The organism is Anaerosacchariphilus polymeriproducens, assembly GCF_003363435.1.
GTDB lineage: Bacteria > Bacillota > Clostridia > Lachnospirales > Lachnospiraceae > Anaerosacchariphilus > Anaerosacchariphilus polymeriproducens.
In genome coordinates, this window is record NZ_QRCT01000034.1 from 260,540 (window position 1) to 273,749 (window position 13,210).

14 protein-coding genes are annotated in these 13,210 nt (G+C 31.9%); all 14 read right to left on the reverse strand.

Translation table 11 applies throughout. The features are described from left to right. Positions 1–38 precede the first annotated feature (38 nt). A complete protein-coding gene (locus DWV06_RS12130; protein WP_115482443.1) occupies positions 39–491 on the reverse strand; it encodes an NUDIX hydrolase in 453 nt (150 codons plus the stop codon). Positions 492–594: 103 nt separating this feature from the next. Continuing rightward, positions 595–2,061, reverse strand: coding sequence for a peptidoglycan D,D-transpeptidase FtsI family protein (locus tag DWV06_RS12135; protein ID WP_235828955.1), 1,467 nt, complete (start codon positions 2,059–2,061; stop codon positions 595–597). Further along, complete coding sequence (locus DWV06_RS12140; RefSeq protein WP_115482445.1) at positions 1,988–3,373, reverse strand: FtsW/RodA/SpoVE family cell cycle protein; 1,386 nt, start codon at positions 3,371–3,373, stop codon at positions 1,988–1,990. The genes DWV06_RS12135 and DWV06_RS12140 overlap by 74 nt, the downstream gene beginning before the upstream one ends. A 13-nt stretch (positions 3,374–3,386) precedes the next feature. Next, on the reverse strand, positions 3,387–5,576 hold the full coding sequence (locus DWV06_RS12145) for a U32 family peptidase (RefSeq protein WP_115482446.1): 2,190 nt from the start codon (positions 5,574–5,576) through the stop codon (positions 3,387–3,389). 93 nt (positions 5,577–5,669) lie between these two features. After that, positions 5,670–6,092 carry a cell division protein ZapA gene (locus DWV06_RS12150; protein ID WP_115482447.1) on the reverse strand — a complete coding sequence of 141 codons (423 nt, stop codon included), beginning with the start codon at positions 6,090–6,092 and terminating at the stop codon, positions 5,670–5,672. A 114-nt stretch (positions 6,093–6,206) separates the two neighbouring features. After that, positions 6,207–7,208 carry a Holliday junction branch migration DNA helicase RuvB gene (ruvB, locus tag DWV06_RS12155; RefSeq protein WP_115482448.1) on the reverse strand — a complete coding sequence of 334 codons (1,002 nt, stop codon included), beginning with the start codon at positions 7,206–7,208 and terminating at the stop codon, positions 6,207–6,209. A 33-nt stretch (positions 7,209–7,241) separates the two neighbouring features. After that, entirely contained in the window at positions 7,242–7,859 is a 618-nt protein-coding gene (gene ruvA / locus DWV06_RS12160) for a Holliday junction branch migration protein RuvA (protein WP_115482449.1), read from the reverse strand. A gap of 33 nt (positions 7,860–7,892) precedes the next feature. After that, complete coding sequence (locus DWV06_RS12165) at positions 7,893–8,387, reverse strand: Gx transporter family protein (protein ID WP_115482450.1); 495 nt, start codon at positions 8,385–8,387, stop codon at positions 7,893–7,895. Positions 8,388–8,397: 10 nt separating this feature from the next. Continuing rightward, complete coding sequence (locus DWV06_RS12170) at positions 8,398–8,766, reverse strand: NusG domain II-containing protein (RefSeq protein WP_115482451.1); 369 nt, start codon at positions 8,764–8,766, stop codon at positions 8,398–8,400. A gap of 25 nt (positions 8,767–8,791) precedes the next feature. Further along, positions 8,792–10,246, reverse strand: coding sequence for a tRNA (N6-isopentenyl adenosine(37)-C2)-methylthiotransferase MiaB (miaB, locus tag DWV06_RS12175; protein WP_115482452.1), 1,455 nt, complete (start codon positions 10,244–10,246; stop codon positions 8,792–8,794). A gap of 27 nt (positions 10,247–10,273) precedes the next feature. Continuing rightward, a complete protein-coding gene (locus tag DWV06_RS12180; RefSeq protein ID WP_115482453.1) occupies positions 10,274–11,518 on the reverse strand; it encodes a glutamate-5-semialdehyde dehydrogenase in 1,245 nt (414 codons plus the stop codon). A 49-nt stretch (positions 11,519–11,567) separates the two neighbouring features. Then, the gene (locus tag DWV06_RS12185) at positions 11,568–12,116 is read right to left on the reverse strand and encodes a 5-formyltetrahydrofolate cyclo-ligase (protein WP_115482454.1); all 549 of its coding nucleotides are present in this window, start codon (positions 12,114–12,116) and stop codon (positions 11,568–11,570) included. After that, positions 12,094–12,315, reverse strand: coding sequence for a DUF896 domain-containing protein (locus DWV06_RS12190; RefSeq protein WP_115482455.1), 222 nt, complete (start codon positions 12,313–12,315; stop codon positions 12,094–12,096). Before DWV06_RS12190 ends, DWV06_RS12185 begins: the two co-directional genes overlap by 23 nt. Before the next feature lie 23 nt (positions 12,316–12,338). Further along, positions 12,339–13,202: a glutamate 5-kinase gene (gene proB / locus DWV06_RS12195; RefSeq protein WP_115482456.1), complete on the reverse strand. Its 864-nt coding sequence runs from the start codon at positions 13,200–13,202 to the stop codon at positions 12,339–12,341. Between the last annotated feature and the right edge of the window lie 8 nt (positions 13,203–13,210).

Sequence of the window (13,210 nt, forward strand, 5' to 3'; positions counted from 1 at the left end):
GCAATTAATTGATTTCTTGCGATACGTCTCGTTCTCAACTAAAAATATTTGCGATTCCCCCATAAATTTGCTTTTTTTAAATCTAAATACTCATTATAGGCCTTTTCTAAAATTTGTTTTTCATTAGAAAATTTTAGTAAATGTTGAGCTTCATGGAATTTATAATAACCTGAATCAACAAAATATTCTTCACGTTGCGGTTTACTGTAATAACTATCAGCCATCATTAAATACCAGTGAACATCTTTTTCAACTGTATCTTCTGGAATACTAAATGTATAAGAGCTTTTTCCGATATATTTTATAATAGATGCATTAACACCAGCTTCCTCTAATACTTCTCTTGCTGCCGTATTCTTATAATCTTCTCCCGGCTCTACAGTTCCTTTTGGTAAAACCCAGCCTTCATATTTGTTTTTATAATTCTTATATAAAACTAATATTTTTCCGCGAAATATTACCACACCGCCACAACTCGTTGCTTCAATCATTGCAATACCTCCTGACGTGTGCTGATTACCTATCAAAAGTATACCTCTTTTTCCATAATCATGCAAGTTAAAATCAATATAGAGCCTCTAACCATATTATTCTCTAATTAAAATAAGAATCAAAAATCTTTTTCGCTATAGGAACTGCATATTCGCTTCCTGCACCTGCACCTTCTGCAATTACTGCTAAGGCTATTTCTTTTTCACCTTTGTTTGCATATCCTACAAACCAAGAATGACTTTCCCCCTTAACATTACTAAATTCTGCTGATCCCGTCTTTCCAGCTGCTTGATAAGATTGTCCGGCTAATGTTTTTGCGGTTCCATTCGTAACAACATTTTCCATATATTCTTGTATGATACCAGCTTCTTTTTCTGTTAGTAATTTTCCATATGAAACCGGTTTGTTTTTCTTTACAGAAACACCACTGTAATTTTGCGTAGAATCAATTAAATATGGTACCATAAGTTCGCCATCATTTGCGATTGCACTTGTTATCATAGCCATATGTAATGGAGTGACCTGTGTTTTCCCCTGACCTATTGCTGTCTGCATTATTTCAGATGTATCACTTTTTTTCGATAAGACAAAACTACTTTTTTTATATGGCAATTCAAATGGCAGCTTCTGATTAAATAACAAAGATTCACATAACCCTTTAAACTTTGTATTATTTAGAGTTAATCCAATATTAGCATAAGATGTATTACAAGATTTTGCAAAAGATGTAATTAAATCTACACTCCCATGAACACTCCCTTTGTAACAATTGATGGTAACTCCATCTTTTGTTAAACTCCCCTGGCAATCAAATGTATAATCAGATGCATTCTTATTTTCTCTTAAAAATTCTAAAGTAGTTAAAATTTTAAAGGTAGAACCCGGAGGATATAATCCTTGTGTTGCACGATTCAATAAAACAGTGCTCGTACTATCTTCACTTGAAACTAATGAATCCCAAATATTATCTATTTCATTTGGATTGAAATCCGGTTTTGAAACCATTGCTAATATTTTTCCTGTAGAAGGCTCTATCGCAATGACTGCTCCATTTAAGTCACCCAGTGCATCATAAGCAGTTTGTTGAACATCCAATAATAACGTTGAAACAACACTGTCTCCCTTATTTTTTTCTTTTTTAAATTCATTATACATCTTTTCTAGAAAAAAAGCATGGGAACGAAGTAAACTGAAATTGCCTAATGATTCAATTCCTGATTTTCCTTTTGAAGCATAACCAATTACATGCGCAAAAACATTTCCGTAAGGATATACTCTGGTTTGATTTCCATCACTTGATACTTCGGTCTTAGCAACCACAGTTCCGTCATTTGTCAGAATATCTCCTCGAACAATTCTGTCTTCAAAGACATCTTGTCGTGCATTATAAGGACTATTGATGACTTCTTCACTAACAAAAACATTAAAATAGACAAAATATCCCATTAGTAACATAAATATGCCCAAAAAAATATAAGTAATTACAGCAAGTTCCTTATTCCTTTCGGACTTTTTCATCTTTTCGTTTTGTCCGTTTAACTTTTCGTTTTTCTTTTTTCGACCTATCATTATTTTCACCTTCATCTTGTCTTAAAATATAAAGTCCTTGTATTATCGCAAATATTATTAGTGTACTAAACAAGGAACTTCCTCCATAACTCACCAATGGTAATGTTACCCCTGTTGACGGTATGAATTTGGTAACTCCACCGATTGTTAAAAAAACTTGAAACCCATAAACAGTTCCTAATCCCAACGCAATCAGTTTATAAAATTGTTCTTTCATTTGTAGTGCAATATTTAAAAACATAATGAAACAACTAATGCAAACAAGTATAAGACATAAAGCAAAAATCCCACCAAGTTCTTCTGAGATAGCAGAAAAAATAAAGTCTTGTTCCACTACAGGAATTTTTTTAGGCAATCCCTGATATAAGCCCAGCCCAAACCAGCCACCGGTTCCGATCGCAAACAAAGATTGTGTAATCTGATAGCCTTCTCCTTTCATTACAGCCCAAGGATCTTTCCAGGCTAATACACGTACTCGGACATGCCGGAACAGAAAATATGCAATAACAGCGGCAAAACTTCCGCTCACTAAACCACCTAAAGCATATAGCGGTCTTTTAGTTGCAACATAAAGCATTACCAAATATACGATAAAGAATATAAGTGCACCACCTAAATCTTTTGATATAACTAAAAACAATACATGTAATGCTGCCATTATTGTAGTCTTTATAAGATGTCTCAACTCTGTAGACTGGCATAGCATGGAGGAAACAAAAAACACGAACATAATCTTTACGAACTCGGATGGTTGAATTGAAATACCTCCGATTGAAAAAGACAGCTTAGCTCCATAACTTACTCTTCCTGCAACAGCAATCGCTGCTAATAAAAATATCCCTCCAATACCATATATCCAAGTCAATTTTTTAAGATATTTTATCTTATGAATAAAAAATGGAATAAACAATGTTATAATCATCGAAATTACTGCAATAAAAAATTGCTTTTGAGCTTTATCCAATGATAAACGGGACAACATAATAAAACTAATGACTAACAGCATACACATATTATTTACTACTAATCTCGATGCCTTTGGATATAAAAATCGATATAATATTAAGATCGATGCCAGTAATATAACCTGATATGCATAAAAAATAATAATTTCTTTATTTTCAGATTTAATTAATATATCTACATTCGCAATAAAATGAATAAAAAACATTAGACGGTTCTGCCCTGAAAAAATAGCTGCTTTGTCTTCATCCGTTTTTCTATTACTAAATACACTAAAGCAAAGATATGCATAAACAGCGAAGAAGATGATTATAAGATATTTTGACGCCTCTACAATTATATTTACCATTTAATCCACCACCTTAATCTACGCCTCTTTTAAAATGTCCTTTTGTATAATCTTTACAAAATTCTTGTTTGATTTGTTTTTTAAAATAATACTGTTGTATATAATCATTTAATATCTGCTCCACTTTTTTCTCTGTCTCAATTGTAAAATGTAAACGTACACTGCCTATGGAAAGTCCCTGAACTTCTTTTTCATTCCACAGTACCAGAGGTTTGCAGTTATATATTATATTATAACAGAAAGTACACTGATTTTTTATAAAAAATTTATTTTGAAATCGATCTACAATAGTTAATTGCTGTTCTTCTTTTTGTGATTTTTTGCAACCATATAAGGTGTTGGAAACGCATTGAGCAGAAATCATTAATGGCAGATAACCATATATAATACATTCACTATTTTCATTTGATCGCCATTTTAATTCCTTTTCATTTAATTCTAGTGGGATTGTATTTTTTATAATAGATTGCTCCATCCAAAATTCTAATGCTGATTGATTATATGTGTACATATTATAATCTAATATTATTGTTTTATGGCATTTCGCATTCTTTATAAAACCTATTTCATCTATATTCCTTACTAAAAATCCATCTAATTCACAATTTAATAATTTCTCTTTAATTTCGTAAAATTTCTTTCTATGGTATTCTCTAAAAATATAGGGTAATGCCAAATAACATTTCTTGTCATGGTCATGACATGCTTTTACATAATCATTTAAATCATTCAAACTAATATCTGGTCCCAAAATATTAATATCTAAATATATTCCAGCAATTTCTTTTTTCTTCAAAATAATAGATAAATATTCTTTTTTTTCTATATAAACATTTATTGTATTGGTACTATTTTTTTTCAATGAGATAAGATCTTTATTTAAAGCCTTCTTACAAATGTGTTCTTCTGATAAGTTTCTTTTATGATTCTTTAATAATTCATTTTGTATTTTAGAAAGAGCGTTACGTCTTAATTCATTAAGTTTTTGTATAGGAATGAAGATAGAATTATCCATCTTTATTTCTAACTCTTCAAATTCAAAAGGTGTATTTCCTGTCTTTAATATCTGCTTTCGTATATTTTCTTCAAGCATGGGCTGCTTTTTTGCAGATTCAACTTTCTCTCCTTTTATACACACTTCAACCCTATTACATTTTAAATCAAATATCATAGGATTATTTTCTGATAATCTTAAAAAACCCTTAATTTTTACTTTTAATTCTTTCTGTATATACTTTTCTCTGATTTTTTTTAATAATTCCTTGCCTTCACTTTGATAGCTTGGATTATTTATTGTAATCATCTTTGGCCCGTTTTTTTGAATATAATATCCTTTTGTAAATCCTCCTCGGTTTCCAATGTCCAGTAGTTCTTGGTAATCCTTTTGTTCAACTTGAAAACTCTTATTTGGATTATTTAAATAAGAATCTATATATTTACGATAAATACTTGTTACACCTGCTGCATACTCTGGCTGTTTCATTCTTCCTTCTATTTTAAAAGAATAAATTCCTGCCTGTATCATTTCCGGTATCATTTCAATCGTGCATAAATCTTTTAAGCTTAATGGATAAATTCCTTTTTCGTTTTTTGCATCAAATGGAAGCCTGCATGGTTGCGCACATCTTCCACGATTTCCACTTCTGCCTCCTACCATACTACTAAATAAACATTGCCCTGAATAGCAATAACATAATGCTCCATGTATAAAACTCTCTATTTCTACATTTGTCTCAATATGAATCTTCTTTATCTCTTCTAAACTCATCTCACGTGCCATTACAATACGGTCCACCCCTATTGATTCTAAAAAACGTACACCTTCTACACCTGTTATTGTCATTTGGGTGCTAGCATGAATTGGTAACCCAGGAAACTGATTCTTTACATAATGTAGCACTCCTATATCTTGAATTATAATTCCATCAAGACCTTCTGTGTAGTAAGGTTTTAAATAGGAATATAACTCCTGCATTTCTTTATTTTTTAATAGGGTATTTACTGTTAAATACAATTTTTTACCATGTAAATGAACATAATCAATTGCCTTTATGACCTCTTCTTCACTGAAGTTCTCTGCATATGCTCTGGCACCAAATTTGCTTCCACCTATATAAACAGCATCTGCTCCTGCACAAATCACAGCAGTCAAAGCATCAAACGAACCTGCGGGTGCTAACAATTCCACTCTTTTCTCTTCCATAATCTTCCTCGTTTCAAAATTGATATTTTAAATCACAATTACTTCTTACACGAAAATAGATTACTCGCTAAGCGTGTAATCTATTTTTTGATGCTATTTCTCTTTTCTTTCAAATAAAACATCTTCTAAAGAAGTTTCGAGCCTTGCTTTGTTCAATTGTAACTCTTTATTTTCCGCTTGGAGTTCTTTTATGGTTTTTTCTAATTCTTCTGCTCTAATTTGAGCTGAAATAAGCTCATGTTTTAAATCATACCCTTCACGGTCTCTGGATTCAATATCCGTCTCCAATTTTCCTACTTGACTCTTTGCCTTAAAATAATCATCTGCAATGTTTAGCTGCAATAAGGTTGCTTTCATATCAAACGGTAATCGGTTATAACCATCCATTGTTTTTAATTCTGATATTTTATTATTAATATAAGTTGCGACTCTTTGTAAATAATCTTCACTTTCATACCCGCTCAATGTATATACCTTACCGCCAATCAAAACTTCAGTATTTGTTTTCTTTGACATAGATTAACAACCTTCTTTCTATGTTAATTTCTTTCAACTTTTTGTACCTTTTCTACTTTTTAATACAATATATAGTACATTATACCTGAATTTCAAATAAAAACAACTATTTTTTCAGGATTCTTTAAATGTTAATCCAAAATGTCGATAAGTACCTTCTGTTACAACTCTACCACGCGGCGTACGATGAATAAATCCATTCTTTATTAAAAAGGGTTCATAAACGTCTTCGATTGTACCAGCATCCTCTCCTATTGCAGCTGCTAAACTATCAAGTCCAATTGGCCCTCCATTAAATTTTTCAATCATTGTCAATAAAATAGTTCTGTCTATGTAATCTAATCCCATTTTATCAACATCCAATAAGTCAAGAGCCAATCGAGCTACTTTCTCACTAATCACACCATCATATTTCACCTGTGCAAAATCTCTTACTCTTTTTAATAAACGATTCGCTAATCTTGGGGTTCCTCTTGAACGTCTGGCAATTTCCAAGGCTCCGTCTGAATCGATCTCTACTCCTAATACCTCAGCTGATCTTATAATAATTGTTTCAAGCTCGTCCAATTCATAAAACTCTAATCTATGTATTACACCAAAACGGTCTCGTAACGGTGCAGTTAATAATCCGGCTCTTGTGGTTGCACCTACTAGCGTAAATTGGGGTAAATCCAAACGTATGGATCTTGCGGAAGAACCTTTTCCAATCATAATATCGATTGCATAATCTTCCATAGCAGGATACAAAACTTCTTCTACCTGCCTATTTAGACGATGAATCTCATCTACAAATAATAAATCACCTTCTTGAAGATTATTTAAGATTGCTGCCATTTCACCTGGTTTTGCAATTGCCGGTCCTGAAGTTACTTTAATATTTACATTCATTTCAATCGCTATAATACCTGCTAAAGTAGTTTTGCCCAAACCGGGAGGACCATAAAATAATACGTGATCTAACGCTTCATTCCTTTGTTTTGCAGCTTCGATATAAACTTTTAAATTATCTTTCGCTTTTTTCTGCCCTATATATTCCTCTAAAGATTGAGGTCGAAGACTTTTTTCGATTTTTATATCCTCTTCTAAAGCTTCCGTTGTAATAATGCGCTTTTTCATAATACCTCCATTTGCTTGTACCTGATTCTAAATCTACATAAAAGATATTTGTTTTAATGATTCTTTCAAAATTGCTTCTGCATCCATATCTTTTATATTTTTCACTTGTTTAACAGCTTTTATAGCTTCTGCGCTTGTATATCCCAAGGCTATTAAAGCCTGTACTGCTTCTGATTTGGCATCTTGTCCATTAACTAACTCTGTATTTTGAAGTTCTTTATTCTCTAATTTTTGCTCGAAAGCATCTTCCAAGTTTAATTTATCTTTTAATTCTATAATTAACCTCTGGGCTGTTTTTGTTCCTATCCCTGGTGCCTTTGAAATAGTCTTCACATCATCTCCTAATACTGCAAAACGTAAATCATCAGCAGACAAAGCAGACAGAATACCTAATGCTCCTTTAGGACCGATTCCATTGACCCCTATCAAAAGTTTAAAGATGTTTAGATCATCTTTGGTTGAAAAACCAAATAATTGTACGGCATCTTCTCTTACATGTAAATAGGTATAAATTTTCGTATCCTCTCCAATTGCCGGCAACATTGATGCTGTTTGAGTAGATATTTTAATATTATATCCAATCTGATTTGTTTCCATAATAAGTAAATCATCCTGGATATCAATTATTTCTCCTTTTATGTAGGAAATCATAAGATTACGCTCCTTTAATATAAAAATTAATAACTATCTAACGATAACTGCTCTGACTCTTGGAACTAATATTTTACCAAGAATTCCAATCAACATTCCGGTCACTACACCAGAAATTATTAAAATAGGCAGGTAATATGCAATGCTAGCTGTCTCTACTACAAATATTGCTATTAAAATTTGTGCTGCATTATGAAAAATACCACCCGCAACACTTACTCCAATTATACTGAATCTATTTGTTCTTTTAAGCAAACTCATTACGATCAGACTAACGATACCTCCAGCTAAACTATAGAGCAGACTATAAAAATTAGTGAATAAAAAACCAGTTAAAATAATCCGTACGATAGAAACAAGAAAGGCATCTTTTGTTCCGGTAAGATATAAAATGATTAAAATCATAATATTAGTCAAGCCCAGCTTTACACCTGGTATACCAAAATAGAAGGGAATTATAGTTTCAATATAGCTCAATATGATTGCACCAGCAGTAAAGACTCCCAGATATGGTATTTTATTTATCAAATTATTCCTCCTATTTAACAACTGCGTCATACTCTTGTTCCTCTTTGGCATGAACTTCGATTACTACTTTATTTGGAAGACATACGATAGTCTCTTTATCTTTTGAAATTGCTTTTTGATGTACACATAATTTATCAGGACAATTTGCATCTATCATTTTGGCTTTACCATTTTTTATGACCAAACGATTGATTCCTTCGTTTACACCCTTTATTTCAACATCGATATCATCTTCTAAAGAGTATTGATGAATCACTTTTCCGTCAACAGATATCGTTACATAGCTTCCTTCATCTTGTAAAAATTTTGTATGAATAAGCCAGAAAATAGCAGCAATCAATAATATTGTAATAATTAGTATCCAGTCATTTTTTTTCATAATAATTTTTCTGTTTACTCCTTGACTATATAGCTTTGTCTATCTTTTTTCCAATATAATAAAATCCTTTACATTCAGAAAGCTCCACTTTTATTATTTTTCCTAACATGGAAGCATCTCCTTCCAAATGAACCACTGAATTATTACTTAATCTTCCTGAAATCCAGTGTTCTTTTTGCTGATCCAATTCCTCCACTAAAACTTCCTGAACTGTCCCTTCTAGCTCCATCGCCTTCTTACCGGCATAATCCTGTATCTCTTTTAATAATCGGTCAAATCTTTCTTTGATTATTTCAGGAGATACTTGTTCTTCCATGACAGCAGCAGGTGTTCCTGTTCTTTTAGAATAAATAAATGTAAAAGCACTATCATACTTTACTCTTCTAACAACATCAAGAGTTTCCTCAAAATCTTCTTCTGTTTCTCCAGGAAATCCTACAATGATATCTGTAGTTAGTGCAATATTCGGAACTGCTTTACGAATTTTATCAACTAAAACCAAATACTGCTCTTTGGTATATTTTCGATTCATTTTCTTCAAGATGTTTGTACTTCCTGATTGGAGTGGTAAATGCAGGTGTGCACAAATTTTTTGTGATTTACCCATCACATCTATTAATTCATCAGACAAATCTTTTGGATGTGAAGTCATAAATCGTATCCGTTCTAGACCATCAATATTTTCAATTTGTTCTAATAATCCGGCAAAACTTATTGGATTTTCTAAATTTTTACCATAAGAATTTACATTTTGCCCTAATAGCATTACTTCAATCACACCATCAGCAACTAATTTTTTGATTTCTGCAATTATATCTTTAGGCGAACGGCTTCGTTCTCTTCCTCTGACATAAGGAACAATGCAATAACTACAGAAATTATTGCAACCGAACATAATATTTACACCAGATTTAAACGAGTATTTTCTCTGACTAGGTAAATCTTCTACTATTTTATCGGTATCTTCCCAAATATCGAGCACCATTCGATTCGATTCGAGACGAGTAACTATTAATTCTGCAAATTTATAGATATTATGAGTTCCAAAAATCAAATCTACGAATCGATAACTTTTCTTTAATTTTTCTATTACTTTAGGTTCTTGCATCATACATCCGCAAAGACCAATTAGCATATTAGAATTTTTCCTTTTTAAATTATTTAGAAAACCAAGCCTTCCATATACTCGTTGATTTGCATTTTCTCTAACGGTACAAGTGTTATATAATACAAAATCAGCTTCTTCTGTCTCTACTTCATGATATCCAATCTGATTTAATATACCCACTAATTTTTCAGAATCTCTTGCATTCATTTGACACCCAAAGGTATTGACACAAAAAGTCAACGAACGTCCCAATTCTTTTTCTTTTTCCGTAATTAATTTTTTTGCTTTTGCAATAAAATAATATTGTCTTTCAGGCTCTGTAGCAGGTGCTTCACTTAAAATGTCAATATTTTCTAATTCCGCATCGAACATTATTTTAATCCTTTCGTTCTTTCATTTCTATTCTCGGATTTGACCATTCCCATAAATAATATATTTTGTAGTAGTCAAAGCCAATAGACCCATTGGGCCTCTTGCATGTAATTTTTGTGTACTAATACCAATTTCAGCTCCAAAACCAAATTCAAATCCATCGGTAAATCTTGTAGAAGCGTTTACATATACAGCAGCTGCATCGATCTCATTCAGGAACTTCTGTGCATTATGATAGTTTTCAGTAATAATTGCTTCAGAATGCTTTGTATTATAATGATTGATATGTTTGATCGCTTCTTCTATGTCAGCCACAGTCTTTACTGAAATAATATAATCTAAATATTCCGTTCCCCAATCTTCTTCTTTTGCTTGAGAAATTGAATTATCCGCTTCTTTTGCTAATTCATCCCCTCTTATTTCAACGTTCTTTTGATATAATTTTTTTGAAAGCATTGGCATGAATTCTTTTATAACATTTTGATGTAATACTACAGATTCACATGCGTTACATACTCCGATTCTCTGTGTTTTCGCATTAAAAATGATTTCTAAAGCCATATTTAAATCAGCAGATTCATCTACGTAAATATGACAATTTCCTGTTCCTGTTTCAATGACAGGTATCGTACTGTTTTCAACTACTGCTCTGATTAAACCTGAGCCACCTCTTGGAATTAAGACATCTACATATTGATTTAGTTTCATAAATGCGGTTGCTGTTTCTCTACTTGTATCCTCTATGAGCTGTAGCGCGTCAGCTGACAATCCGCATTCAGAAATTGCATCTCTAAGTATTTTAACAATTGCTTTATTAGAATAAATTGCATCACTTCCACCTTTTAATATCACAACATTTCCAGTTTTAAAGCAAAGACCGAAAGCATCAGCAGTCACATTTGGCCTTGATTCATAAATAATTCCAATGACACCTAATGGTACCCTCTTTTGTCCTATCAAGAGTCCATTGGGTCTGGTTTTCATAGACTCCACATCACCAATTGGATCTTCAAGAATAACCAATTGCTTCAAACCTTCTGCCATTTGGGCAATACGTTGTTCTGTTAATAAAAGACGATCTACCAATCCTTGTGCCATATTATTTCTTTTTGCATTTTCTATGTCTTTTTCATTTTCTGAAAGTATGTATTTCTGGTTCTCAATTAACTTATTAGCAGCTAAATTTAATACAGTATTTTTCCTATCTGTATCTGCAACTCTTAACTGTGATTCTACCTGTTTTGCTTTTTCTCCTATTTCATAAAGCTTCATAATTCCTCTCCTTTCAATTCATTAAAAGAAAATTAAAAGTCATTATCGATTAAACAATTAATCTTTTCTCCGTAAGTAACATGTCTGATTTATTATCAAATCTACCTGATTTTATCTTTTCTACTACTTGAAAGTCATAAGCAAGCGCAATTTTTATTCCTGTTTTATGTGTATTTATATATCTATCATAATAACCTTTACCATAACCGATTCTATTTTTTTTCAAGTCAAAAGCCAAACCAGGCATTAACATTAATGCATCGTTTTCCATTGCAATATTATTTGTTATCGGTTCTAAAATCCCCATATAACCAGGACTTAATTCCCTAAAATCATTAATATAAAAAAAACTCATTTTCTTATTGTCTGTTTTGGGAACTGCAATACGTTTGCCATTTTCAAATGCGTGTATCAAAATTTTAGTAGTTACTACTTCCTGATTAAAATTAATATAGGAATATATACAATTTGCATCCTTATATTCTTGAATACAAATTAATTTTTTCATAATCTGATCGCTCTTATTTTGGATTTCTTCGAATGACATTTTCTTTTTTTGTTCTATTATCCTTTTTCTAATTTCCTGCTTTTCTACCATATTTCTCACCTAAATTATCTACTGATCCATCAGGATTTTGTATATCTATGTTATTCAACTGACCTCTTAAATTGCTACGTACTAATTCTATATATTCTCTACGTAAATCTGCCTGTTCTTTCCTTTCTTTTGCTGTAAGGCCTTCAGCCTTGGACTTACGATATAATTCATTAATTCTGGTGATTTTATTTTGATCCATATTTTCCCCTTTCAATTTCTTTTTTAATACATATTGTCTTCAATATAATCTGCTATATAAAAATCTTCATCTTTATTTGCGAGAAATAAAGAACCATTTTTCTTGCCTTCTATTAATCTGTGAATTACTCTTACATCTTTGCCATTCGCAATCACCATATCTGCACCGGAAAGTGTTGCGATTTTAGCAGCGGTAAGTTTCGCGGCCATTCCGCCTGAACCAATATCACTTCCTGTAGTATCTTTTCCCATTTGCAGCAGTTTATCATCAATTTTATCTATAACATCAACAAATTTTGCATTTTTATTTTCTCGAGGATCATCCGTATATAATCCATCAATATCTGAGAGTAAAATTAATAAATCTGCTCCGATTAATGATGCAACAATTGCTGATAATTGATCGTTATCTCCAAATCTCATTTCATAAGTAGAGACCGTATCATTTTCATTTACGATTGGAATTGCTCCGACTCGCAATAATTGTTCAAACGTATTTTGAGCATTCTTACGTGCTACATTATCAAGCATAGTATTTTTAGTCATTAAAACTTGTCCTACAACTTGAGTATACTCTGCAAAAATTTTCTGATATGTCATCATTAATTTCGCCTGGCCAATAGCTGCGCAAGCCTGCTTTATTGAAACCTGATCTGGTTTTTCTTTTAATCCTATTGCTTTTCTTCCTACTGCAATTGCTCCCGAACTTACTAATACGACATCTTTTCCCTGATTTCTTAAATCACATAATTCTCGTACTAGTTTTTCTAATTTTGTAAAATTTAAATCCCCTGTTATTTTATGATTTAAAGAAGAAGAACCAATCTTAACAACAATTCTTTTTTTGTCTTTTAATTGTTTCCATTTGTTACATTCTTTTGTTTCCATCTTTTCTC